Below are 21,907 nucleotides of genomic sequence, written 5' to 3'. Positions count from 1 at the left end.
TCACCGGACGTGTCGAAAGCCGGGGCATGAATCCGGTCTCCGCGACGGACTACCACGACATCGTGCAGGTCGAGGACCCGCAGGTCTCTCCCGACGGGACGCGCGTCGCGTTCGTCCGCAAGGTGCCGACGGACGAGAAATCGTACGAACAGACGGTGTACGTCGTCCCGACCGACGGCGGCGCCGACCCGCGCCGACTCACCATCAGCGAGGGCGTCGACTCCGCGCCCCGGTGGAGTCCGTCCGGCGACCGACTCGCCTTCGTCTCCACCCGCGGCGCGGACGACGACCGACCGCAGTTGTGGGTCCTCCCGATGGCGGGCGGCGAGGCCGAACGGGTGACCGACGTTCCCGGCGGCGTCTCCGGCATCGAGTGGAGTCCCGACGGCACCCGCATCGCCTTCCAGCAGGCGACGACCGAGGCGGAACGCGAGGCGGGCGTCGACGTCGCCCTCCCGGACGAGGAGTACGAACGCGAGACGCCCGACCCGCGGGTCGTCGACCGACTGGTGTACCGCCAGCACGAACGCTACCGCGACGGCACGGTCGACCACGTCTACCTCGCCCACGTCGACGGCGAGGCCGACGACGGCCGCGTCGAACGCGTCACCGACGGCGAACTCGACCACGTGGCGCCCGCGTGGCGCGACGACGACACGCTCTACGTCGGCGTGAAGTACCCGCAGGGCGACGTCGAACCCGACGACAGCGTCGTCATCGACATCCAGTCGGTGGACCTCGCCACCGGCGACCTGACCGACGTGACGCGGACGACCTGCTGGGGACTCGTGATGGACGTGGCCTCGGACGGCCGCGTCGCCTACGGCCGCACGCCGGAAGAACGCCTGTCGATGCGGAGCACGGACCTCGAAGTGTACGACCCCGAGAGAGACGAGACGGTCGTCCCAACGGAGAACCTCGACCGGACCGTCGACCTCTCGGCCGGGTTCGCGTGGGGGCCGTCGGAGGAGCACGTCTACTTCCTCACGCCCGACGAGGGTCACTACGTCGCCCGTCGCGTGGCCGCAGATGCCTCGACAGACCCCGAACTCCTCGCCGACGAGGGCCACGCCACCGGGTTCTCGGTCGGCGGGGACGGCGACGCGCCCGTCCTCGCACTCGCGAAGAGCGAGTGGGACCACCGCGGCGACGTGTTCGCGTTCGCCGACGGCGAGGAGACGCGCCTGACCGAGGTGAACGCCGACTACCTCGCCGACGTGGACGTGCAGGAACCCGAGGAACTGTGGTTCGAGTCCGACGGCGACGAGGTGCAGGGCTGGGTGCTGACGCCGCCGGACTTCAGCGAGGACGAGACGTACCCCCTCGCGGTCGAGATTCACGGCGGCCCGCACGCGATGTGGTCCGCGTCGGGGACGATGTGGCACGAGTTCCAACTGCTGGCGGCCCGCGGCTACGTCGTCTTCTGGTCGAACCCGCGCGGGTCCACGGGCTACGGCGAGGCGTTCAGCATGGCCATCGAGTCCGACTGGGGCGACGTGACGATGACGGACGTGATGAACGGCGTCGAACTGGTCGCAGAACGCGACTACGTGGACGAGGAGAACGCGTTCGTCACGGGCGGGTCGTTCGGCGGGTACATGACCGGTTGGATCGTCGGCCACACCGACTTCTTCGACGGCGCCGTCGCCCAACGCGGCGTGTTCGACCTCGCGTCGTTCTACGGGTCGACGGACGCGTTCAAACTCGTCGAGGGCGACTACGACACGACGCCGTGGGAGGAGCCCGAGTTCCTCTGGGAGCAGTCGCCCGTCGCCTACGCCGACGACGTGACGACGCCGACGCTGGTGATGCACGCTGACGACGACTTCCGCGTCCCCGTCAACAACGGCGAGATGTTCTACCTGTTCATGAAGAAGAACGGCGTCGAGACGCGCCTGGTGCGCTACCCGCGCGAGGGCCACGAACTGTCGCGTTCGGGCGAACCCGGACACGTCGTGGACCGCCTCGAACGCACCGTCCGGTGGTTCGACGGCTACTCCGACCATCACGACGTACCGAGAGCGCTCGAACGCGGCGACGACGGCCTCTCGGCGGCCGAGGACGGTGGAGACGACGGTGAGAGCGGTGGCGACGACGCCGACGCGGACGCCGCCGGCCGGTAACCACCCCTATATACCGTTCCCGACCGCTCCGGGGGGCCGTTTCGCACCCCCGTTTCGGACACGGCACCGAACCGTAGTCACTCGTTTTCGAGGCGAAGCGAAGGGGTTCAGACCGAACGGGCCCGCGTACGACTCGGTTCGGATGGGTTCGGACGGTTCGGGTAGGTACGGGTACGTTTCGCATGGAGCGGGGACGGTGGTCCGTTTCGACTCGTTCGGTTCGAAACGAGACCGCCCGACTGCGGCGAGGTTCGACCCGAAGCGAGGGGGTTCTGAGGTGAGGCGAGACGGGCGCGCCGCCTCCCGCGTCGCAACACTGACGAGCGAATCCCCCGTATCGGGTCGCATGGTCTCCCGACGCACTCGCGCCCGCCTCGAACTGGCCGTCGCCGTGGCGACGCTCGGTTTCTCGCTGTGGCTCAGACGAGTCCTGCGCCGTCACGACGAGGGCGACGAACTCCGGGACTACGCTCTGTCCGGCCTCGCGGCCGGCACGCTGAGTCAGGTCGTCCACCTCTCGCTGTACGACCGCGACGCTTGGCGGATTCGGACGCGTCGCCGTCGCGGCTTCCTCCTCGGCCTCTGCGAAATCGGGGTCGAACGGGCGCTCCGCCGCCGGTCAGCGGACCCGGCGGCGTTCGGCGACGGCTTCTGGCTCGGACGAGGCGTAGGCACCGTCTGCTACCGGTGCTGGTACGGTCTCCTCCGACCGCTCCCCGGCGACGACTGACGGTCCGAACTAGTCGACGATGATGCCCGACTCGTCGTCGCCCGTCCCTCCGGAGGCCATCTCGGTCCGGTAGCGCTCGATCCATCCGGCGAAGCAGTTCGGACAGAGTCGCTGGCTGTCGACTTCCGAGCGGTCCACGGAGACTCTGACCGTGCGCGCGAGGGCGTCCGTCACCTGCTCTCCGCACGCGTCACATGGGTCGGTGTCGCTCATCGGTCCCACCTCTATCGGCCGCCGCTATAGTCGTTGTTCCCCACCGACGCGTCGGACCGGAGAACGAGCGGTGGGGCCGAGCGACGGGAGGGGCGGTAGCGGAGAGAGTGAGGTGAGAACCGGGGGCGGGGGCAGGTGACGGGCCGCTACTTCGTGCGGAACGCCCGGTCGCCCGCGTCGCCGAGTCCGGGGACGATGTAGCCGTCGTCGTCGAGGTAGTCGTCGATGGCGACGGTGAGCAGGTCGGCGTCGGGGAACTGCTCGCCGACGCGGAGCAGGCCGTCCGGCGCGGAGACGGCCGAGAGGACGAACAGGTCCGTCGGGTCGGCCGCGGTGCTCTCCAGCACGTGGTCGAGGACGGCGCACATCGTGCTCCCCGTCGCCAGCATCGGGTCGGCGACGATGACGGTGTCCTTCTCGGTTATCTCGGGCAGTTTCACGTAGTCGATGGTGATGGGGAACTCGCCGTCCTCGTCCATCCCGGCCTCCTCGTCGCGCCCGGCGCTGATGACGCCCTGCTTCGCCCGCGGGAACGCCTTCAGCAGCCCCTCCACGAACGGCGTCGCCGCCCGCAGGACGTTGATGATGACCACGTCGTCGAGCCCCTTCACGCGCTCGCCGGTGGTCTCGGTCAGCGGCGTCTGGACGGTGACGTACTCCGTCTCCATCACGCCGTCTATTATCTCGTACCCGCAGATACGGCCGAGTTTCACCAGCCCCTTCCGGAACGCCACCTGTTCGGTCTCGACGTCCCGGAGTCTGAGGAGGGTGTCTTTCGCCAGCGCGTGCGTGATGAGGTACGCGTCGTCTCGGTCTTCGATGGGCATGTTGTTCGAAACGCGGGCCGTCCACCGACATAAATGCCGATGAATCCGCCGGAGAAAACTCGTGCGGGAGGTTCACGCGAAGCAGTCTGCCTCGGTCCCACTGTCGTTCGGTCGCTGCACCCCTCCGCGTCGTTACCGCGTCGTCATCGCGTCACGAGGTACGTGACAGCCATCAGGACGAGCGCTAACGACGCGACGTTCACGAACGTCAACTCCAACAGCCCGATGAAGTCCAGCCCCCACACGACGACGGCCGCGAACAGCGACGAGAGGACGAGGTTCATCGCGAACAACACGCGCGGGTCGCCGCGGGACGTGGGGCTAGTTCCCATACACGACGCTTCGACCTCCCGCACTTAGATTCTTTGTAATTCGGGCGTACGAACCCGTATGCGACCCCGCAACCGACGCGGCGACCTAGTCGACCCCGTCCCGTTCGTGGTCGTCGCGGGCTTGGGGGTCCTCCTGTGCATCTCGTTCGGCCCGCTGTATCTGGACGCCCTCGGCGTCGACTTCGCCGTCGGCGTCCCGCTCTCCATCCTCGTCGCCGCCGGCGTCTGCGTCGCAGCCTACTATCGCTTCGTCTGGACGATCGACCCCTCCCTCCGCGGCGAACGCCCGGTGGACGCCCGGTTCCGCCGACTGTGGTACGGCGGACTGCTCCTGTTCGCCCTGTTCCTCCTCCTCTTGCTGCCGTTGGTCTGACCGCACGGGAACACCGATAGATGTGCCTGTCTCATCACGAATAACGATAAAAGGCTATTCAGCGTCCAAAAAATCTATTAGTAGATGTGCGTATGAATGGTATATGTCCGAAACTGGTGGAAGAACGAGTATCGAATCGCACACGGAGTACGTACGCAGTCGGTTCCGCTGTCTGGAGTGCGGGGAGTACGTCTCGACGCGGCGGAAGCGGTGCGCGAACTGCGCGAAGCGGGCGGCCTGACGGATGTCGTCCGACCCGTCCGACCCCGCACCGAACGACGACGCCGGGCCGAACGACGCCGGCCCGGAGGACGCCCCGGAGTTCGAACTGGCGTGTCTGTACGGCGACCCGTCGAACCCCCGCGAGTTGACTGTCTTCTCGCCGGCAGACCACCGGATGGCGACGGAGTGGCTGACGGTGGACCGGTCGGCGGCCGTCTCGCTCACGGACGTTCGGTAACTGCGCCGTCGACGCTCGCTCTCGACCCACCCACGACGCCGGGCGGAGTCGTCAGCTATACACGGGCGGTCACGGCAGACGGTGTATGCACGAGGTGACGGCGTCGCAGTTCGTCCCGCGGTCGAAGCCGACCGTCCTCCGGCGACTCACGCCCGAGGCGATGGTCACCTACGAGGGGAGTTTCGACGTGCGCGAGGTCCACGACGAGGGTGCGGAGACTGTCGTCGTCGTCGGCGCGCGCGGCGTGGAGTTCGCCCTCCGCTTCCGGACGCGCGAGGACGGACTCCGCTACGAACAGGCGGGCGAGGCGGGTCCGTTCGACGCGATGGAGACGACGGTGACCGTCGAACCCGCCGACGGCGGCGTCACCGTCACCGCGCGGTCGGCCGTCAGTCTCGGCTTGCCGCTTGCCTCCCTGACCGACCGCGTCGCCGCGTGGAAACGCCGCGGCGAGTTGGAACGCGCCCTCGACGCCCTCGCGGCCGACGTCTGACGTCCGACCGCCGATTTCGACCGGTGTCCGAGTCGCGGCGCGCGGCCGACGCGTCGCTCCCTCGCTTCGGTCGTCCGCGGTGGACGCACGACCGGGTGGCGACTATCTCCCTACAGTATCACGAACGACTATGAGTATCATTGGCACGCTCAAGGACGTGCTCGCGGCGTCGACGCAGTCGCCGGACCGCGGAACCGGCACGAGTGAGGTGCAGGGGTCGTACTGGTGTCACGACTGCGCGGAACGGGTTCCCGCGCGGGACGCCGGCGACGACGCTCCCGCGTGTCCCGACTGCGGCGACGAGATGGACCTCGAACGTTCGCCCGGGTCCACCGGGTGCGCCTGCTGACGGGTTTCCGACGCGCCGCGATGCGTCCCGACGTGCCCTACCGCCGGACGGGCCCCGAGTCCGGCGTCGGCGTCGGTTCCGCCAGCGTCGTCCGGTCGCCGGGTTCCTCGGGGAACGGGTTCTCGAACGCCGCCCACTCGGCGGCCATCTCCGCGTCGGTGAGTAGCGCGTCGTCCAAGGCGGCCGTCAGCGACTCCTCGTCCACGTCTCGGCCGATGAACACCAGTCCGGTCCGCCTGTCGCCCCACTCCTCGTCCCACCGGAACCCGAGGTCCGAGCGGTTCCGCCGGTAGGCGTCCTGTTCGAACTCGGGGAGACTCGCCACCCACCGGCCGGTGACCTCGGCGTACGCCGACGGGCCGGCCTGACTGTAGGTGAGGTGTGCGTCCTCGCGGCCGGCGACCCACATCGACCCCTTCGCACGGACGACGGCGTCGGGCAGGTCCGCGAGGACGGCGGCGACTCTGCCGGGGTGGAACGGCCGCCGCCGGCGGTAGACGAACGAGTTGATGCCGTACTCCTCCTCGGGGTGGGAGTGCTGGTGGTCGTGGTCGGCGTGTCCGCCGTGTTCGCCGTGTTCGTGGTCGTGCCCCTCGTATTCACGGTCCTCGGCCTCGTGACCGTGCCCACCGTCGGCGTCGTCCGCCGATTCCTCGGCGTCCAGCACCCGCTTCCAGCCGGCGCGTTCGGCGGCGGTCTGCGGGTCGAACAGGCCGACGCCGAGGAGGCGGTCTATCGGCACCTCGCCGTACTCGGCGGCGACGACGTCGGCGTCCGGCCGGAGGGCGCGAACGACTGACTCCACCCGCGCGCGTTCGGCCTCGGTCACGAGGTCACACTTGTTGAGGACGACGACGTCCGCGAACTCCACCTGTTCGACCAGGAGGTCCGAGAGGGGTCGCCGTTCCCCTTCGCCGCCCTCGGCGACCGTCTTCTCGGGGGCGCCGTCGCCGTCGAACGTGTCGGCGAACAGGCGCGCGTCCACGACGGCGACGACGGCGTCCACGTCGTACTGCGCGGCCGCCGGCGACCCGCCCGTGAACAGGCGGGCCACCGGGGCGGGTTCGCTGATGCCGGAGGGTTCGACGACGAGGTGGTCGAAGTCGCGTTCGCGGGCGAGGCGGACCACCGCGGTTTCGAGGTCGTCGCGGAGTTCACAGCAGATGCACCCGTTCGACAGTTCCGCGACGGTGCCGTCGGCGACGGAGAGTTCCGACTCCTCGCTGACGAGTTCGGCGTCGACGTTCAACTCGCCCATGTCGTTGACGAGGACGGCGATGTCCCTGTCGCCGGCGTTCCGGAGGATGTGGTTCAGGAGCGTCGTCTTCCCCGCGCCGAGACTGCCGCTGAGAACCGTCACCGGCGTCGCGTCCGTCGTGCCCAGACCCATAACCGCGATTGGTTCGTCACGGTATATCAACGCACGGACTCGCCGACGCGGAACGCGACGGCCGCTACACGGGGTCAGTCGTCCTCGTCGCCGTCTCGGCCGCCCGCACCGCCGCCGTCGTCCGACGAGAGCGGTTCCGAGAGCCGGTCGAACCGGCGCTGGGCCGACTCGCGCCGCCGACGCGTCTCCGCCGGTTCGTACGCGATTTCGGTCCGGTCGCTCCCGCGAACCGAGACGGTGAACCGCGCGTCCTGGTGCCGACCCTCGGGAGGGAGCAACGCCGTCGGGACGACGAGTTCGTCCGTCGTCGTACCGTCCGCTTCGAGCAGCAGCACCGCGCGCTCGTCCTCGAACCGGTCGAGGACGGCGCCGTAGGTTCGGTCGCTCACGAGTACGTCTCCCTGAGGACGACCGTCCCCTCGTCGTCGGTCACGACGACGGTGTCGCCGCCGTTGTTCCAGACGGGCGCGCCCGACCCCCAGTAGCGGTCGGTCGCGCTATCCGTCCCGGTCCCGGTGTGGAGCGTCACCGACGCGCCCGGGTCGAGCGTGACGCCGTCCGGGAACCGGTAGGTGTGGTCCGCCTCGTCGCGCACCGTCCACCCCGAGAGGTCGAGTGCGGCGTCGCCCGCGTTCGTGAAGACGAGGTACTCGTCGTTCAGGTTGTCCCACTCGTCGCCCGACGCGTCCGCGTGCACCTCGACGAGCGACAGCGTCCCCGCTGTGGGCGCATCCGTCACGGTGGAGGGCGACGCGGGCGTCGAAGTGACCGCCGCAGTCGGCACCGGCGTCGCAGTCGGCGTCGCGGTCTGTTCCGGCGTCGGCGTCGGCATCGCCGTCACCGTCTGCGGCGTCCCGACGACCGACTCGTTCGCCTCGCTGTCGTTCGCGGCGACGAAGTACCGGCGGTACGACACCGACCCGTTCGCCTCGGGTTCGACCGGCGGCGCGGAGCGGAGTCGCGTCGCGTTCGTCGTCGCGTTTCGCTGCGTCCAGACGCTCAGGTTGCGGCCGTCGCTCCGGAGGACGACGTCGCCGTGCGTCCCCGTCCAGTACGTCGGAACCGACCGGTTCGCGAGTCGCCGGAGCGTCTCGTCGTGCGGGTGGCCGTACTGCGAGTCGTACGCGCTGGAGACGACGACGACGCGGGGCGCCGTCGCGTCGAGGAACGCTTCGCTCGAACTCGACCGACTCCCGTGGTGGCCGGCAGCCAGCGCCGTCGAATCGAGCGCCGCGCCGTAACGCCCGACGAGGTACGACTCGGCTTCGTTCTCGCCGTCGCCGGGGAACAGGAACTCGTGCCCGCCGTGTTCGACGGCGAGGACGACGCTGTTCTCGTTCCGCTGGCCGTCTGCCAGCGGTTCCGCCGGCGGCGCTAACACCCGCGTCTCGACGCCGCCGAACGGAATCGTGTCGTTCGCGCCCGTCCGGTAGAGCGGCACGTCGTGCGCCTCGACGGCGTCGAGGTACCGGCCGTACGTCTCGGACGACGAGACGATGCCGGAGTCGTACACCGCGCCGACGCCGTCCGCCTCCGTCTCGAAGTACTCGACGACGGCGGCGTGCCCGCCCACGTGGTCGGCGTCCGCGTGCGAGGTGACGAGGTGGTCGATGCGGGTGACGTCGTTCGCCCGCAGGTACTGGAGGACGTGGCGGCCGTCGTCGCGCCAGTCGCCGGTGTCGACGAGGAGCGTCTCGCCGTTCGGCGCGACGAGCAGCGTACTCGACGACTGCCCGACGTGGACGAAGTGCACTTCGAGCGTCCCGTTCGTCGCCCCGGTGAGGTTCGCCGCGGTCCCGTTCCGCGCCGCCCCGGTCCGCAGCGTCGACGAGTCGGTGTCTCGAACGGGCGTCGGAGACGCCTGCGGCGCGTCCGTCTGCGCCGTCGCTCCCGTCCCGTCCGTCGCCGCACCGGGGGCGCCGGCGCACCCGGCGACGACGAGGAGGAGTACGACGGCGACCACCGCGAGCGACCGCTGATAACTCATGCGCAGACGTGACGGCCCGACGACAAAAGTGGCGGTCGCGGCGTCCGTGAACTTCGTTCAGACGCGACAGTCGGCGTAGTTGGCCGGAACGCGGACCGCCTCTCGCCCGAACGCCGGCCGTGTGTCGCGCCCGGCCCTTCCGCGCCGAACTGCCAGGCCGTCGAGACGACCGGCAGTCTTCGGCGCGGACGACCCGGAACCCGCGCGTTCGTCCGTGAGCGATACCCTTTTCCGCGGCCGAGGGGGTACGTGAATCAATGACACTTGCGGACCGAATCGCCGAGTACCGGGAGGCCGTCGCGGAGTGGCTTCGCGGGTTCTACCACGGACTCATCTCGCACCCGGCGTACGAGAAGATAGAGCAGGAGGCCGAAGACCAGGAGGACGCGTTCATGCTGGCGTGTTTCCCCGAGGCGTTCGGCATCCCGAGTCCCGTCTCCTACTACACCGCCGAACTCCTGCCGTACCTCGAAGACGAGTTCGAGGCGTGGGAACGGCGGATGTGGGACCGCGGGTCGCTTCTCGAACGCAAGGGGCACCAGTACCACTTCTGACGATGCGCAAGTTCGTCTTCTTCGGCGGTAAGGGCGGCGTCGGCAAGACCACCATGTCGTCGGCGTACGCGCTGAAGTGCGCCCGCGAGGGCCTCCGAACGCTCGTCGTCTCCACGGACCCCGCACACAGCACCTCGGACGTGTTCGACCAGCAGTTCGACGACGACCCGCGGGCGGTCGAGGGCGAGGAGAACCTCTACGGGATGGAGGTGGACCCGGACACCGAGGTGGAACGGCACCTGATGGAGACCAAGCGGGCGATGGGCGACCAGGTGAGTCCCGCGATGGTCAACGAGATAGACCGGCAGATAGAGATGGCCCACCAGACGCCGGGGGCGTACGAGGCGGCCCTGATGGACCGCTTCATCGAGGTGATGCGGTCCGCCGAGGAGTTCGACCGGGTCGTCTTCGACACGTCGCCGACGGGCGGCACCCTCCGCCTCCTCTCGCTTCCGGAACTGCTGGAGGGCTGGATAGACCGACTCGTCTACAAGCGCGAGAAGTCCATCGACCTGTACGAGAAGGCGGCCATCGGCAACAACGAACCCCGGCGCGTGATGGAGGGCGACCCCATCCTCGACCGACTCCGAACCCGGAAGGAGCGGTTCGAGTTCGCCGGGAAGACGCTCCGGGAGGACGCCGCCTTCTTCCTCGTCGTCAACCCCGACGAACTCTCCATCCGGGAGACGCGCCGCGCCGTCGAAGACTTGGAGGAGTACGGCCTGACGATTCGCGGCCTCGCGGTCAACCGCCTCACCCCGGAACCCGAACCGCACGAGGAGGGCCGCGGCGCGCGCTTCCTCCGAGACAGAGTCGAGACCGAACGCGAACGCCTCCGGGAACTCCACGAGACGTTCGACTATCCGGTCGTCGCCGAAGTCGTCACCCGCGTCTCGGAGGTGAAGGGCGACTTCCTGGCGGAGGTGGCCGACGAACTCGACATCGACGTCGCCGTCGAACCTCGAACCTGACTGCCCGAAAAGCGGTCACGTCGGGCGTCGTTGGGGGGACTCCGCACGACTCGTGACTTTTATTCCGGCGAAATTCGGACAATCGGAACAATTCAGCGAAGTTGGTGGACGACCTCCCACAAACCGGCCGGCGAGAACGAGCGTATTTTGCCGAATTCTCGCGGTAGAGGCGACTCTCCGAGCGGTTTCGAACGTAACAATCGTTAGCATTAAGTCACGGTTTTCCATGAGCAAGAATGAGGCTCGACACCATGGTACAAGTCATCTGGCTCGTGGCGGCGGTGCTAGCGCTGTTCTCGGTGGGGTATCTCGGCTATTCGAGATATCTCGCGCAGTTCGTCGAACTCGACGACAGTCGTGCGACACCGGCCCACAAGTACGAAGACGGACAGGAGTACGTCCCGGCGAAGAAGCCGGTACTCCTCGGGCATCACTATTCGAGTATCGCGGGCGGAGCGCCCATCGTGGGGCCGATAACCGCGGGGGTCGTCTGGGGATGGGTCCCCGCCTTGGCGTGGATCGCCATCGGCAACCCGCTGATGGGAAGCGTCCACGACTTCGTCTCGCTGTCGGCCAGCCTCCGACACGAGGGGAAGTCTATCGGCTACATCATCGGCGAGTACGTCGGCGAACGCGGCAAGAACATGCTGTTGTGGTTCGCGTTCCTGACCATCATCCTCGTCGTGGCGGTGTTCGCGCTCGTGGTCGCCATCGTGTTCAACGCCTACCCCGAGGCGGCCACGGCGAGCCTGATATACATCGGGCTGGCCGTGCTGCTCGGGGCGTACCTGTACCAGCTGAACCTCCCGTTCATCCCGGGGACGGTGGCGTTCGTCACCGCGATGTTCGTCGGCGTCTGGGTGGGGACGCAGTACCCCCTCGCGCTGTTCGAACCGGCGTCGCGCGCTCCCGCGTCGACGTTCGTCCTGTTCAGCGGGAGCGGGTCGTGGATTCCGGCCGCCGGGTCGCTCGGCGCGAACACCGCGGCGTGGGTGCCCATCATCCTCCTCTACGGTGCGCTCGCGAGCGCGCTTCCGGTGTGGGTGCTCCTGCAACCGCGCGACTACCTCTCGTCGTTCCTGCTGTACACCGGCGTCGGCGGGGCGCTGCTCGCCATCATCGTCGGGACCGTCCTCGGAACGTCGAGCCAGCCGCTCGTGACCAACCTCGAACCGTTCTACGGCTTCATCGGCCGCTCCGGCGCGCCGCTGTTCCCGCTGCTCTTCATCACCATCGCCTGCGGGACCATCAGCGGCTTCCACTCGCTCGTCTCTTCGGGGACGACTTCGAAGCAGCTCAATCAGGAGTCCGACGCGCGCCTCATCGGGTACGGCGGGATGCTCGGCGAGGGCCTCCTCGCCACCGTCGCGCTCATCAGCGTCGCGCTCGTCGCGCCCGAAGTCGGCGGCGGCATCGGACTCGCACTGCCGACGTTCGCGACGGGCGGCGGCATCATCCTGACGAGCTTCGGTATCCCCACCTCGTTCGGGGGGCCGTTCATGGCGCTCGTCCTCGTGAGCTTCCTCCTCACCTCGACGGACACGGCCGTCCGCCTCGGTCGGTACATGATGGAGGAGATAATCGGCACGCCCGAGTCCTCCGTCGAGTCGTTCGCCGCGGACCGCTACGGGAACGCCGTCGTGCAGGCCGTCCCGGCGTACGTCCTCATCACGAGCGGGTCGTGGCTGACGCTGTGGCAACTGTTCGGCGGCGCGAACCAGCTGCTCGCCGCGCTCGCGCTGCTCACCGCGACGGTGTGGCTGGCCAACTGGAGCGAGTCCAAGCAGCTCGTCAGCACCGGCGGCCCGATGGTCGTCATGGTGACCATCACCGTCATCGGCCTGCTGTGGCTCGCCATCCACGACAACATCTACGCGAAGTTCCTCGACAGCGCGTGGATGGCCGAGGCGACGACGTTCGCGATGGTGTCGGCGGTCGTCCAGATACTCATCGCGTTCGTGCTCATCTACCTGGCGCTGTCGCTGGTCGTGATGGGCTATCGGAACATCCAGCGCGTCCGCGAGAACCCCAGCGAAGGCGGCTTCTCGCCGGGCGACGACTGAGCCGTCGCCGACGCGACGGCAGACGAGACCCGCCGCCCGAGCCCTCCTCCTCTCTCTTTCGCCGTTCGCCAGCGACGGCTCAGACCGTCGCTTCGGAAATCGCTCTTCGACGGCGGATTCAGAAGTCGTTCAGCGCCGCAGACGGTCCAGCACGCGGGCGACGACGCCGCGGCGGTTCGGCGTGGTCACGTCGTCCCAGAGGGTGAACGCCTGCGCCACGTCCGCGCCGTCGCTCGCGACGCTGTCTTCCTCGTCGGGGGCGACGACGGCGAGGTTCACCTCGTAGTGGCCGTAGTAGCCGAACTTGATGAGGTTGCGGTCGGAGAAGTCGGCGACGAACGACCGCACGTCGTCGGCTATCTCGTCGGCGACGACGACGAACGTGAAGTCCGTGCCGTAGTGTTCCTCGTCGGCGACGAACCAGTCGTCGCCGTCGGCCAGTTCGTGGGCGAGTTCGACCAGTCGCTCCAGTTCGCCGACGGAGGTGTGGGCGACGCGCCGGGCGAACAGGAACTCGTGGCTCTCGTGGTTGGCGTAGTTCAGCGCCGGGTGGAAGAAGTGCTTCTCCGACTCGATACGCATCTCGCCGAACAGGTCGAACCGCTCGCCCTCGACCGTCCGCCCGCGTTCGAGGTCGTAGTTGAACAGCAGTCGATCCGACACCCTGTCGAGGTACTCGTCCTCCCAGTCGGGCACGTCCGAGAGGTCGATGCCCGCCTCCTCGGCGGCGGCCTTCGGGTCGAAGGCGTCGTCGGCCGCCTCGCTCATTCCGCCGCGTCCTCCGGGTCGTACGCCACCGCGTCGCCGGAGACGGCGGGTGCGCCGACGGCGAGCAGTTCCACCGGCTCGGTCGCGTCCGCGGGGTTGTACGCTCGCTGCGGGCTGTTCGGGTCGACGGCGAACAGGTCCCCCGCCGGCACCTCGTACGTCTCCGCGGGCGTCTCGACGAACAGCGTGCCGGAGAGGACGTAGAACGCCTCCTCCTGCTCCTCGTGGTAGTGGTACGCCAGCGGCACCTGCTCGCCGGGGGCCGCGCGGAAGCGGTTGATGGCGACGTGCTCCAACCCCGCCGCCGCCGACAGCCGTCGCATCTCGCAGGGTCGGTCCTCGACCGTCTCCACCTCGTCGCAGTCCACGACACGATATCCCATACCGGGTCAAGCGAGTACGGCTAAAAAAGCGCCTCGGTGCGACGCCGTCCCAACACTTTAGCCGCGAGCCACCCAACCGCACGTGAACAGCACTCATGTCCGGGAAGAAGACCGAGTCCTGCGGCCGGTGTGCGATGTCCACCGTCGTGGACGCCGCAGACGACGGCAGCGAGGGGTCGAACCCGTTCGACGGGGACCGAATCGAACTGTCCGACCGCGAGTTGCGGACCACCTCGCCCGCCGCGTGGGCGTCCCGACTGGTCTCGCGCCTCGACGGCGCCGCCACCCGGTTGGTCTACGGCCGTCGGTGACGACGCGTCTCGTGTCGCCCGTCGACGTGTGACAGAGAACCAACACGCAAGTAGAGTTTTATAGCCCTCCGGACTTAGACCTGCCATCGAGATGGAAGAGAGCGTTTCCGGCTTCAAAACGCGGGGGTCGTGGGGTGACGTCGTCGAGCACGGCGAACGTATCACGCGTGCCCTCCGCGAGGCGGGCGTGGACAGCGACGCCTTCGAGGAGTGGGACGAGTGGCGCCCCAAGGCGCACGAACGGCTGAACGAGGACGTCAACGAGAAGACGGCCGCGCAGGCCAGCGTCGGCGAAGGACAGGGCGAGAAGGCGGGGAAGGACCCGAACGAGGACCTCCAGACCGCCGGCGAGAAACTGTCCGAGTCGTACCAGAAGGTGGACGAGGGCGACAGCGACGGCGCCGTCGAACGCTGGAGCGAGTCCATCGGCTACGTCGCCCGCGCGGCCGACTCCGCCGGCCGAAAGGCCCTGCGGAAGGTCGAAGACACCGTCTACCGGAAGGTGATGACCCAACTCGCCCCGTACTACTTCGACAACGAACTCATCAGCGCGAACATCCAGAAGTCCACGCGCGGTGAGGGCGACGTGACGTTCATCTTCGAGGTGAACGTCAACGACGACGAGTTGAAGTCGCACGTCAGCAGTCGCCTCGGCGAGTACGACGACGAGGTGGACCGCTGGCACGTGGACATCGAGAAGGAGACGACGACGGCCGAGGCGGCCGAGGGCGTCGAACCCCCCGAGTCCAAGACGGAGTCGAACTACACGACGAACTGACCGCGACCGGCCGCGTTCGCTCCCCGCTCTCTTTTCCTCTTCACTTTACCGTCCTTCCAGCGACGCCGCCACCGCGCGCAGGTTCGACAGTCGCTCCGCGACCGAGGGATGCGTCCGCGCGGCGACGGCCGCACTACCGTCCGCGTCGCGGCCGTGTGCGTCGCCGTCGTCGCCGCCGTCGGTTCCGAACCCGGGCGGCAGGAAACAGAGGCCCCGGAGCGTCTGGCTCCTCGTCGCCGGCACCGCCGCCCTCGCCGGTTCCGACTGGGGGCGGGCGACCTTCGACGCCTTCCTCGCCTCGCTCTCGACGCTCGGCGACGGCGTCGCGTTCCTCCTCCGCTCCGGCGTCGTCACCGGGCCGCTCGGCCTCCTCGCGGCGCTCCTGCTCGCGGTGTTCGTCGCCGAGGCGGCCCACTCGCTCGTCCTGTTCTGGCTGGGGTCGGACCCGCCGGAGACGCTGTCGTCCGCGGCGGGCGGCCTCCTCGTCGGGTCGCTCGTCTTCGTCGCGAGCCTGATTCCGCCCGTCGCCTCGGCCGCCACCGGCCTGTTCTCCGAGGGGACCGTACTGTGGGCGTTCGCGACTGGCTACGGCGTCGGCGCGACGCTCCTCGGCGTCGCGGCGGGGACGCTGTTCGTCGTCCTCTCCGTCGTCGCCGTCGTCGCCACCCTCGTCGAACGCGGGGTCGTCCCGCCCGCCGCGGGCGGGTTCGCCCTCGGGAGCGGTCTGCTGTTCCTCGCGGCGTTGCTGGCGGCCGTCGCCGACGCCGCGCCGGTCGTCACGGTGGCGACTGTCGGGGCCGCCCTCCTCGTCTGGGACGTGGGGGAGAACGCCGTGGACGTGGGCGCGACGCTCGGCACCGACGCGGAGACGCGCCGCGGCGAGGCGGTCCACGCCGCCGGGAGCGTCGCCGTCGTCGCCGGAGCCGTCGCCCTCGCGTCGCTCTCGCTGTACGTCCTCGGACCGCTCTCGGTCCCCGCGGGCCGCGCGCGACTCGCGTTGCTCCTCGCCCTCGTGGCGTTCCTCGCTCTCGCGGTGGCGACGGTCCGCGACTGACCGGGCGCGTCGTCTCCGCTTTCGCCCCCGGCTTCCCGTTCGCCGCGCGAGCGAACGGTACTATAAATATCGAGACGCCCCTCGGTACGGCCGATGCCCGAGCCACTTCGTGCGAAGTCCGGCGAGTTGACGGCCGACGAGATACTCGACGCGCTCCGCGAGGGCCGACGCGTCATCGTGGAGGCCGAGATGCTGGGCGGGGTCCACGAGGTGTCGCTCCGCCACGACGGGACGACGTTCTACTGCGACACGCCGACGACGCTGCACAAACACCCCGACGAGGAGGGGATGCGCGACTGCATCCTGAAGATGGGGTACGCCCGCGACGAGTGAACCGAACGACAGCCGTCGACGTCGCGACTCGGGCGGCCGCCGCGTTCGTCGAATCTACCGCATTCGACGCGTCCATCGTCGCGCGTCACGGCGTCGGCGCGCCCGTTACCGGTGGCGGGTCCTTTTAATCGGCCGGGCGGACTATACGACGTATGAGCGACGCGCCAGACATGGGGGACCTCATCGAGACGGACGACCCCAGTTTCCAGCACGTACTCGCGTGCGTCTTCGGGGTGCAGGAACACGAGAGTCGGACGTACCTCACCCTCCTCGACAACCCCGGCAGCACCGTGGCCGAACTCGCGGACATCCTCGACAGGGACCGGAGCAACGTCAACCGCTCCCTGACGACGCTGATGGAGAAGGGACTCGCCGGACGGGAGCGCCGACTGCTGGACCCCGGCGGCTACGTCTACCAGTACACGGGCACGCCGCTTCCGGAGGCCAAGGAGATGCTCCACGAGGCACTCGACGAGTGGGCCGAACGGGTCCACGACAGCATCGACGACTACGGCGGCGAGTAGCCGCCGTCACCGCCACCGTCGCCGTCGGCGGGTCGCTCCCGTCTCCGACCCGTCCCGCCGCTCTCCTCACGCCGACTCGTACGCGACGAGTCGCGACCGGAACGGGTCGAGGACGAACAGGTGCCCGGCGCCGACGGCCGGCGAGACGAAGTACGACACCTGGTCGGGCAGCGACCACCGGACGCGACTCCCCGACCCGCCGAACCGGCGCCGGTCGCGCAGGGCCGCCGACCGGTTGCCGACGGCGAGGACGCCGTCGGCCGTCGCCACCGGCGTCGCGTCCACGGTGCTGGCCCGCAGGTCCCACCGCCACCGCTCCTCGCCCGTCTCGGCGTCCAGCGCGACGATTTCGCCGTCCACCGCGTACACCGTCTCGGGCCCCGCCGAGGGGGCGGCCACGCCGCTGACGGGCGCGCGCCACACCTCCTCGCCGTCGGCGTCGAACGCCGCGGTGTCGCCCGCGTACTCGCTGACGTACAGTCTGTCGTCGTCGAACGCGGGCGCGGACAGGACGAACGGCGCCGACAGCCGCCAGCGCTCCCGGCCGTCCTCACGGGCGAGCGCTCGAACGCGGTTGGCGTCCGTCACGTACACCGTGTCGCCCGCGACGGTCGGTGCGACGCTGGCGCTCAGGTCCTCGCCGGCGTTGTACTGCTCGTAGGCGACGGGTTCGAAGTCGTCGCGCCGCCACCGGACGGCGCCGTCGCCCGTCGCCACCGCGAGACACGCCGTCGAGGTGCGGACGTAGGCCACGCCGTCGGCGATTCGGACGCTGTACGGGCGAGCGTCGCCCGCGTCGAGCGACCAGCGCTCCTCGCCGGACGCCGCGTCGTGCGCGGAGACGGACCCGCCGTCGCCGTCGGTTCCGTGGTCGTACGTCGGGACGACGAGCGTCTCCGTCGCGGCGTCGTACGCCGGGTTCGCGCACACCTCAGCGTCCAGCGGCCGGGTCATCCGTTCGTCGCCGCTGTCCGCGTCGAACGTGGCGAGTTCCGACCCGGTCGCCACCGCCACGTCGCCGTCGTAGACGACGGGTGCGCTCTGCCAGTACGACCCGACGGGCGCCGCCCACGCCTCCGTCACCGCGTTCGGCAGCGTCGTCTCCGGCAGGGCGCTCGCGTTCTGCGGCGTCCGTCCCGGCATCGGCCAGTCGCCGTCGGGGAAGGCGCCGTCGTCGCCGAGACAGCCCGCCAGACCGGTCGTCGCCGCCGCGGTCAGTCCGGCGAGCACGCCGCGTCGCGAGATGGAGGGCATCGGCGGAAACTCGCGGTGGACCGACATGTCGCTTTCGTTCCGACGGCAGTACGCGCCCGAACCGTCCCCCTTTTGCCCGCCGAACGTCTCGCTTCGGACAATGAGCCTCGAACTCACCGCTCCCGCGCCGGACGTCCCGGACGTCGCGGACGACGGCGTGTGGCTGGAGTGTATCGAGACGGGCGACGCGTACGCTCCGTTCGACGAGATTCGGTACACGAGCGACCACGGCCACCTGTTGGAAGTGCGCTACGCGGACCCGCCGACGCTGGACGACTTCGAAGGGCAGGGCCGCGGCGTCTGGCGCTACCGGGCGGCGCTCCCGTTCGAGGAGGGCGTGAGTCTCCCCGAGGGCGACACGCCCCTCCACGAGGCGCCCCGCCTCCGCGAGGACATCGGCGTCGACACCCTCCGCATCAAGCACGAGGGCATGAACCCGACGGGCAGTTTCAAAGACCGCGGCATGACCGTCGGCGTCCGCGTGGCGCAGGAACTGGGCGTGGGCCGCCTCGCCTGCGCCTCCACCGGCAACACCTCCGCCGCCCTCGCCGCCTACGGCGCCCGCGGCGGCATGGAGACGTTGGTGCTGCTCCCCTCCGGCAAAGTCGCCGCCGGGAAGATCGCACAGGCCGCCCTCCACGACGCGCGCATCCTCGAAGTCGACGGCAACTTCGACTCCTGTCTCGACATCGTGCAGGACCTCGCCGAACGCGGCGAGGTCTACCTCCTGAACTCGCTCAACCCGTTCCGACTGGAGGGACAGAAGACCATCGGGCTGGAGATTCTGGAGGAGTTCCGCGACGACTACGGCCGCTTCCCCGACCGAATCGTCCTGCCGGTCGGCAACGCGGGCAACACCTCGGCGCTCTACAAGGCGTTCCGCGAACTCGTCCAGTCGGGGTCGCTCGACCCCGAACAGGTGCCGAAACTCACCGGCGTGCAGGCCGAGGGCGCGGCTCCGATGGTCGAGGCCATCGAGCACGGGTGGGCAGACACGAAGCGCTGGGAGGAGGTGGAGACGCGGGCGACGGCCATCCGCATCGGCAACCCGGTCAACGCCCCGAAAGCCCTCCCGGGCATCCGCGAGACGGGCGGGACGGCCGTCGCCGTCTCGGACGAGGAGATAACCGAGGCGCAACGCGACTTAGCGCGCGAGGGCATCGGCGTCGAACCCGCCTCCGCCGCCTCCGTCGCCGGCCTCCGCAAACTCCGCGGTGATGGCGTCGTCGCCGCCGACGAGGACGTGGTCTGTCTCACCACCGGGCACCTCCTGAAGGACCCCGACGCGGCGTTCGAGGCGGGCGGCGAACCCGAACCCGTGCCGAACTCGACGGAACAGGTGCTGGAGCACATCGGCGCAGAGTAAGAAAACTCGACTCTCACGCCTTCTGAACTGTGAATGACGCCGGTCTGACGTAACTTCTTGCCGCCGCGGTCCTTCCTCCCGGACATGCCCTCGCCAACGATGCCGACCGGGACGGTGAGCGGTGGGTCGAACGGGTCGCGGACGTTCCCGGTTCGCGAGGAGTCGCGAACCGAACCCCGCGACGCGTCGGGAGACGCCGAACAGAACGCGCGAACCGGTGACCCGAGCGCTCGGACAGACGAACTGAGCGCTCGGACCGACGGACACGGGAACGTGTCGTCACTCAGAGAGGAAGTGACGCGGTTACGCCGCGAGAACGAGGAACTCCGCCGCACGCTCCGGGAGACGCGCGACCAGCGACAGGACGTCATCGACCGCTACGAGCGACTCATCGACGCGGACGGTGCCGCGTCGCCGGACGCCGCCGCGTCGGCGGAAGCGCAGTCGCCGGAAGCGCCGTCACCGGAAGCGCCGTCGCCGGAAGAACTCGCGCGGGCGCCGCCCGCGTCGCGCGCCTCGTCCGAATCCACGACGCCCGTCTTCCGGCGGCTAGCCGAGACGGTCGACGAGCAGTGGACGCGCCTCAGACGGCGCTACAAGGCGTGGGTGCGGCAGTCGGGTCTCTGACGGCGTCGGTCCGACCGAGTCGAAAGCGGTCCTTCGTTCTCGCTCCGTTCGCTACTCGTCCGTGCCGTTCAGCGTGAGGTACTTCACGTCGGTGATGCGTTCGTCCGCCAGCAGTTTCTCTCTGACCGCGTCCGGGACGGGGTCGTCGAGGTTGTAGACGGTGATTGCCTCGCCGCCCTCCTCGTGGCGACGAGCGTTGAACATCCCCGCGATGTTGACGTCGTTGTCGCCGAGGACGGTGCCGATGAAGCCGATGACGCCGGGCTTGTCGTAGTTGCGGGCGACGAGCATCTGGCCGTGCGGGATGGCGTCGACGCGGTAGCCGTCGATGCGGACGATGCGCGGGTCGTCCCCGGCGAACAGGGTGCCGCAGATGGACAGCGAGTTCTCGTCGTTGCCGACGGTGACGGTGACGAGGCTCTGGAAGTCCTCCGCCTGTCGGGACTTCGACTCCGTGACGTCGATGCCGCGTTCCTCGGCGATGCTCGGCGCGTTGACCGCGTTCACCTGCCACTCCAGCGGTTCGAAGACGCCCTTCAGCGCGGAGGCGGTGACGAGTTCCACCTCCTCCTCGGCGATGTCGCCCTCGTAGGAGACTTCGACCTTGGAGATGCGGCCGTCGAGCAGTTGCGCGGCTATCTTGCCCGCCGTCTCCGCCAGGTCGATGTAGGGGCGGATGCGCGGGAACGCGCTCTTGTCGACCGACGGCGCGTTCAGCGCGTTCATCACGGGTTCGCCGTGGAACGCGGCGTCTATCTGGTCGGCGATTGAGGTGGCGACGTTCTCCTGTGCCGCCTCGGTGGACGCGCCGAGGTGCGGCGTGACGACGACTTCGTCGACGGTCAACAGCGGGTTGTCCGGCGAGACCGGTTCGTCCGCGAACACGTCGATGGCCGCCCCGTCGAGCGTCCCGTTCTCGACGGCCGCGGCGAGGGCCGCTTCGTCCACGACGCCGCCGCGGGCGCAGTTGACGAGGTAGCCGCCGCCCATCAGTTCCAACTCCTCGGTCGAGATGAGGTCCTTCGTCTCGGGCGTCAACGGCGTGTGGACCGTCAGGAAGTCAGCGCGTTCGAGACACGCCTCGAACTCGACGAGTTCCGCGCCGAGGCGGTCGGCGCGTTCCTCGCTGATGTAGGGGTCGTAGGCCACGAGGTCCATGCCGATGCCGTCGAGTCGCTTGGCCACCTCCTGCCCGACGCGGCCGAGGCCGACGATGCCCAGCGTCTTTGCGTTCAGTTCCGTGCCGAGGTAGTCGCCCTTGGCCCACTCGCCGGTCTTGAGTCGGGCGTGCGCCTGCGGGATGGACCGCGCGGCGGCGAACGCCATCGCCACCGTGTGTTCGGCGGCGGCGCGGACGTTCCCCTCCGGCGCGTTCGCGACGATGACACCGTGGTCGGTGGCGGCGTCGATGTCGATGTTGTCGACGCCGATGCCGGCGCGTCCGACGATGACGAGGTCGGGTGCGGCCTCGAACACCTCGTCGGTCACCTCGGTACCGGAGCGGACCACGAGTGCGTTCGCGTCGGCCACCGCGTCCAACAGTGCATCGCCCGCTACGTCGTAGGCAGTCTCGACTTCGTGACCCGCTTCACGAAGGCGTTCCAGACCCGCATCGTCGATGGGGTCTGTGACGAGTACCTTCAT

Annotated in this window: 28 protein-coding genes; 17 read left to right on the top strand and 11 right to left on the bottom strand. The window is 69.1% G+C overall.

Annotation, left to right across the window (positions count from 1 at the left end):
• The first annotated feature begins 26 nt into the window (after positions 1-26).
• Together BM310_RS00295 and BM310_RS00290 are read left to right on the top strand one after the other, a co-directional pair.
• Complete coding sequence (locus tag BM310_RS00295; protein ID WP_089803757.1) at positions 27-2,123, top strand: S9 family peptidase; 2,097 nt, start codon at positions 27-29, stop codon at positions 2,121-2,123.
• Between the two features lie 346 nt (positions 2,124-2,469).
• Entirely contained in the window at positions 2,470-2,853 is a 384-nt protein-coding gene (locus BM310_RS00290) for a hypothetical protein (protein WP_089803756.1), read from the top strand.
• A gap of 9 nt (positions 2,854-2,862) precedes the next feature.
• On the opposite strand, the gene BM310_RS00285 is transcribed toward BM310_RS00290, so the two are convergent.
• The 3 genes from BM310_RS00285 to BM310_RS00275 form a co-directional block, all read right to left on the bottom strand.
• On the bottom strand, positions 2,863-3,066 hold the full coding sequence (locus BM310_RS00285) for a DUF7569 family protein (protein ID WP_089803755.1): 204 nt from the start codon (positions 3,064-3,066) through the stop codon (positions 2,863-2,865).
• 146 nt (positions 3,067-3,212) lie between these two features.
• The gene (gene upp / locus BM310_RS00280; protein ID WP_089803754.1) at positions 3,213-3,893 is read right to left on the bottom strand and encodes a uracil phosphoribosyltransferase; all 681 of its coding nucleotides are present in this window, start codon (positions 3,891-3,893) and stop codon (positions 3,213-3,215) included.
• Positions 3,894-4,036: 143 nt separating this feature from the next.
• Positions 4,037-4,225: a hypothetical protein gene (locus BM310_RS00275; RefSeq protein ID WP_089806894.1), complete on the bottom strand. Its 189-nt coding sequence runs from the start codon at positions 4,223-4,225 to the stop codon at positions 4,037-4,039.
• Positions 4,226-4,283: 58 nt separating this feature from the next.
• Between BM310_RS00275 and BM310_RS00270 the strand changes: the two genes are divergently transcribed.
• The 5 genes from BM310_RS00270 (at position 4,284) to BM310_RS00255 (ending at position 5,900) form a co-directional block, all read left to right on the top strand.
• Positions 4,284-4,598 carry a hypothetical protein gene (locus BM310_RS00270; protein ID WP_089803753.1) on the top strand — a complete coding sequence of 105 codons (315 nt, stop codon included), beginning with the start codon at positions 4,284-4,286 and terminating at the stop codon, positions 4,596-4,598.
• 103 nt (positions 4,599-4,701) lie between these two features.
• Positions 4,702-4,839: a hypothetical protein gene (locus tag BM310_RS21120; protein ID WP_177232492.1), complete on the top strand. Its 138-nt coding sequence runs from the start codon at positions 4,702-4,704 to the stop codon at positions 4,837-4,839.
• A 3-nt stretch (positions 4,840-4,842) separates the two neighbouring features.
• Entirely contained in the window at positions 4,843-5,058 is a 216-nt protein-coding gene (locus tag BM310_RS00265) for a hypothetical protein (protein WP_089803752.1), read from the top strand.
• A gap of 85 nt (positions 5,059-5,143) precedes the next feature.
• On the top strand, positions 5,144-5,551 hold the full coding sequence (locus BM310_RS00260; protein WP_089803751.1) for an SRPBCC family protein: 408 nt from the start codon (positions 5,144-5,146) through the stop codon (positions 5,549-5,551).
• A gap of 130 nt (positions 5,552-5,681) precedes the next feature.
• Positions 5,682-5,900: a zinc-ribbon domain-containing protein gene (locus tag BM310_RS00255; RefSeq protein WP_089803750.1), complete on the top strand. Its 219-nt coding sequence runs from the start codon at positions 5,682-5,684 to the stop codon at positions 5,898-5,900.
• A gap of 37 nt (positions 5,901-5,937) precedes the next feature.
• Here the strand turns inward: BM310_RS00255 and BM310_RS00250 are convergent, their stop codons facing one another.
• The 3 genes from BM310_RS00250 to BM310_RS00240 all read right to left on the bottom strand — a co-directional run bounded on the left by BM310_RS00250 (position 5,938) and on the right by BM310_RS00240 (position 9,277).
• Positions 5,938-7,284: a GTP-binding protein gene (locus tag BM310_RS00250; protein ID WP_449271702.1), complete on the bottom strand. Its 1,347-nt coding sequence runs from the start codon at positions 7,282-7,284 to the stop codon at positions 5,938-5,940.
• Between the two features lie 80 nt (positions 7,285-7,364).
• Positions 7,365-7,679 (bottom strand): DUF3006 family protein, encoded by a 315-nt coding sequence (locus BM310_RS00245; protein WP_089803748.1) that lies wholly within the window; start codon positions 7,677-7,679, stop codon positions 7,365-7,367.
• Positions 7,676-9,277, bottom strand: coding sequence for a lamin tail domain-containing protein (locus tag BM310_RS00240; protein WP_089803747.1), 1,602 nt, complete (start codon positions 9,275-9,277; stop codon positions 7,676-7,678). The genes BM310_RS00245 and BM310_RS00240 overlap by 4 nt, the downstream gene beginning before the upstream one ends.
• 257 nt (positions 9,278-9,534) lie before the next feature.
• Between BM310_RS00240 and BM310_RS00235 the strand changes: the two genes are divergently transcribed.
• The 3 genes from BM310_RS00235 to BM310_RS00225 all read left to right on the top strand — a co-directional run bounded on the left by BM310_RS00235 (position 9,535) and on the right by BM310_RS00225 (position 12,865).
• Entirely contained in the window at positions 9,535-9,831 is a 297-nt protein-coding gene (locus BM310_RS00235; protein ID WP_089803746.1) for a hypothetical protein, read from the top strand.
• 2 nt (positions 9,832-9,833) lie between these two features.
• On the top strand, positions 9,834-10,802 hold the full coding sequence (locus BM310_RS00230; protein ID WP_089803745.1) for an ArsA family ATPase: 969 nt from the start codon (positions 9,834-9,836) through the stop codon (positions 10,800-10,802).
• Between the two features lie 251 nt (positions 10,803-11,053).
• The gene (locus BM310_RS00225) at positions 11,054-12,865 is read left to right on the top strand and encodes a carbon starvation CstA family protein (protein ID WP_089803744.1); all 1,812 of its coding nucleotides are present in this window, start codon (positions 11,054-11,056) and stop codon (positions 12,863-12,865) included.
• Between the two features lie 129 nt (positions 12,866-12,994).
• On the opposite strand, the gene BM310_RS00220 is transcribed toward BM310_RS00225, so the two are convergent.
• Positions 12,995-13,633 carry a hypothetical protein gene (locus BM310_RS00220; RefSeq protein WP_089803743.1) on the bottom strand — a complete coding sequence of 213 codons (639 nt, stop codon included), beginning with the start codon at positions 13,631-13,633 and terminating at the stop codon, positions 12,995-12,997.
• Complete coding sequence (locus BM310_RS00215; RefSeq protein WP_089803742.1) at positions 13,630-14,016, bottom strand: cupin domain-containing protein; 387 nt, start codon at positions 14,014-14,016, stop codon at positions 13,630-13,632. The genes BM310_RS00220 and BM310_RS00215 overlap by 4 nt, the downstream gene beginning before the upstream one ends.
• Positions 14,017-14,111: 95 nt before the next feature.
• Here BM310_RS00215 and BM310_RS00210 point away from each other — a divergent pair, with 95 nt between their 5' ends.
• Positions 14,112-14,327, top strand: coding sequence for a hypothetical protein (locus tag BM310_RS00210; RefSeq protein ID WP_089803741.1), 216 nt, complete (start codon positions 14,112-14,114; stop codon positions 14,325-14,327).
• 91 nt (positions 14,328-14,418) lie between these two features.
• Complete coding sequence (locus BM310_RS00205; protein ID WP_089803740.1) at positions 14,419-15,105, top strand: DUF5828 family protein; 687 nt, start codon at positions 14,419-14,421, stop codon at positions 15,103-15,105.
• A 45-nt stretch (positions 15,106-15,150) separates the two neighbouring features.
• Here the strand turns inward: BM310_RS00205 and BM310_RS00200 are convergent, their stop codons facing one another.
• The gene (locus tag BM310_RS00200; protein WP_089803739.1) at positions 15,151-15,459 is read right to left on the bottom strand and encodes a hypothetical protein; all 309 of its coding nucleotides are present in this window, start codon (positions 15,457-15,459) and stop codon (positions 15,151-15,153) included.
• Between the two features lie 37 nt (positions 15,460-15,496).
• On the opposite strand from BM310_RS00200, the gene BM310_RS00195 reads away from it, so the two are divergent.
• From BM310_RS00195 to BM310_RS00185, 3 genes are all read left to right on the top strand, one after another.
• Entirely contained in the window at positions 15,497-16,159 is a 663-nt protein-coding gene (locus BM310_RS00195) for a DUF7519 family protein (protein WP_089803738.1), read from the top strand.
• Positions 16,160-16,252: 93 nt separating this feature from the next.
• Positions 16,253-16,492: a hypothetical protein gene (locus BM310_RS00190; RefSeq protein ID WP_089803737.1), complete on the top strand. Its 240-nt coding sequence runs from the start codon at positions 16,253-16,255 to the stop codon at positions 16,490-16,492.
• A gap of 152 nt (positions 16,493-16,644) precedes the next feature.
• Complete coding sequence (locus BM310_RS00185; protein WP_089803736.1) at positions 16,645-17,016, top strand: helix-turn-helix domain-containing protein; 372 nt, start codon at positions 16,645-16,647, stop codon at positions 17,014-17,016.
• A gap of 66 nt (positions 17,017-17,082) precedes the next feature.
• Here BM310_RS00185 and BM310_RS00180 read toward each other — a convergent pair whose 3' ends face one another.
• Positions 17,083-18,270 carry an outer membrane protein assembly factor BamB family protein gene (locus BM310_RS00180; RefSeq protein WP_177232491.1) on the bottom strand — a complete coding sequence of 396 codons (1,188 nt, stop codon included), beginning with the start codon at positions 18,268-18,270 and terminating at the stop codon, positions 17,083-17,085.
• 100 nt (positions 18,271-18,370) lie between these two features.
• Here BM310_RS00180 and thrC point away from each other — a divergent pair, with 100 nt between their 5' ends.
• Positions 18,371-19,636 carry a threonine synthase gene (gene thrC, locus BM310_RS00175; RefSeq protein WP_089803734.1) on the top strand — a complete coding sequence of 422 codons (1,266 nt, stop codon included), beginning with the start codon at positions 18,371-18,373 and terminating at the stop codon, positions 19,634-19,636.
• An 84-nt stretch (positions 19,637-19,720) separates the two neighbouring features.
• Complete coding sequence (locus tag BM310_RS00170; protein ID WP_089803733.1) at positions 19,721-20,263, top strand: hypothetical protein; 543 nt, start codon at positions 19,721-19,723, stop codon at positions 20,261-20,263.
• A 51-nt stretch (positions 20,264-20,314) separates the two neighbouring features.
• Here the strand turns inward: BM310_RS00170 and serA are convergent, their stop codons facing one another.
• A complete protein-coding gene (serA, locus tag BM310_RS00165; protein ID WP_089803732.1) occupies positions 20,315-21,907 on the bottom strand; it encodes a phosphoglycerate dehydrogenase in 1,593 nt (530 codons plus the stop codon).

This window comes from Halogeometricum rufum (assembly GCF_900112175.1).
Classification (GTDB): Archaea; Halobacteriota; Halobacteria; order Halobacteriales; family Haloferacaceae; genus Halogeometricum; species Halogeometricum rufum.
The sequence above is the reverse complement of the archived record's forward strand: the minus strand, read 5'-3'. Positions and strand labels throughout refer to the sequence as shown.

Bases quoted from the DNA above. Each gene is read 5' to 3' on its own strand.
- BM310_RS00260 (WP_089803751.1), top strand. From the start codon at position 5,144: ATGCACGAGGTGACGGCGTCGCAGTTCGTCCCGCGGTCGAAGCCGACC.
- BM310_RS00295 (WP_089803757.1), top strand. From the start codon at position 27: ATGAATCCGGTCTCCGCGACGGACTACCACGACATCGTGCAGGTCGAG.
- BM310_RS00190 (WP_089803737.1), top strand. From the start codon at position 16,253: ATGCCCGAGCCACTTCGTGCGAAGTCCGGCGAGTTGACGGCCGACGAG.
- BM310_RS21120 (WP_177232492.1), top strand. From the start codon at position 4,702: ATGTCCGAAACTGGTGGAAGAACGAGTATCGAATCGCACACGGAGTAC.
- thrC (WP_089803734.1), top strand. From the start codon at position 18,371: ATGAGCCTCGAACTCACCGCTCCCGCGCCGGACGTCCCGGACGTCGCG.
- BM310_RS00290 (WP_089803756.1), top strand. From the start codon at position 2,470: ATGGTCTCCCGACGCACTCGCGCCCGCCTCGAACTGGCCGTCGCCGTG.
- serA (WP_089803732.1), bottom strand. From the start codon at position 21,907: ATGAAGGTACTCGTCACAGACCCCATCGACGATGCGGGTCTGGAACGC.
- BM310_RS00285 (WP_089803755.1), bottom strand. From the start codon at position 3,066: ATGAGCGACACCGACCCATGTGACGCGTGCGGAGAGCAGGTGACGGAC.
- BM310_RS00215 (WP_089803742.1), bottom strand. From the start codon at position 14,016: ATGGGATATCGTGTCGTGGACTGCGACGAGGTGGAGACGGTCGAGGAC.
- BM310_RS00270 (WP_089803753.1), top strand. From the start codon at position 4,284: ATGCGACCCCGCAACCGACGCGGCGACCTAGTCGACCCCGTCCCGTTC.
- BM310_RS00185 (WP_089803736.1), top strand. From the start codon at position 16,645: ATGAGCGACGCGCCAGACATGGGGGACCTCATCGAGACGGACGACCCC.
- BM310_RS00210 (WP_089803741.1), top strand. From the start codon at position 14,112: ATGTCCGGGAAGAAGACCGAGTCCTGCGGCCGGTGTGCGATGTCCACC.
- BM310_RS00180 (WP_177232491.1), bottom strand. From the start codon at position 18,270: ATGCCCTCCATCTCGCGACGCGGCGTGCTCGCCGGACTGACCGCGGCG.
- BM310_RS00265 (WP_089803752.1), top strand. From the start codon at position 4,843: ATGTCGTCCGACCCGTCCGACCCCGCACCGAACGACGACGCCGGGCCG.
- BM310_RS00240 (WP_089803747.1), bottom strand. From the start codon at position 9,277: ATGAGTTATCAGCGGTCGCTCGCGGTGGTCGCCGTCGTACTCCTCCTC.
- BM310_RS00225 (WP_089803744.1), top strand. From the start codon at position 11,054: ATGGTACAAGTCATCTGGCTCGTGGCGGCGGTGCTAGCGCTGTTCTCG.
- BM310_RS00235 (WP_089803746.1), top strand. From the start codon at position 9,535: ATGACACTTGCGGACCGAATCGCCGAGTACCGGGAGGCCGTCGCGGAG.
- BM310_RS00205 (WP_089803740.1), top strand. From the start codon at position 14,419: ATGGAAGAGAGCGTTTCCGGCTTCAAAACGCGGGGGTCGTGGGGTGAC.
- BM310_RS00220 (WP_089803743.1), bottom strand. From the start codon at position 13,633: ATGAGCGAGGCGGCCGACGACGCCTTCGACCCGAAGGCCGCCGCCGAG.
- BM310_RS00255 (WP_089803750.1), top strand. From the start codon at position 5,682: ATGAGTATCATTGGCACGCTCAAGGACGTGCTCGCGGCGTCGACGCAG.
- BM310_RS00230 (WP_089803745.1), top strand. From the start codon at position 9,834: ATGCGCAAGTTCGTCTTCTTCGGCGGTAAGGGCGGCGTCGGCAAGACC.
- upp (WP_089803754.1), bottom strand. From the start codon at position 3,893: ATGCCCATCGAAGACCGAGACGACGCGTACCTCATCACGCACGCGCTG.
- BM310_RS00170 (WP_089803733.1), top strand. From the start codon at position 19,721: ATGCCCTCGCCAACGATGCCGACCGGGACGGTGAGCGGTGGGTCGAAC.
- BM310_RS00275 (WP_089806894.1), bottom strand. From the start codon at position 4,225: ATGGGAACTAGCCCCACGTCCCGCGGCGACCCGCGCGTGTTGTTCGCG.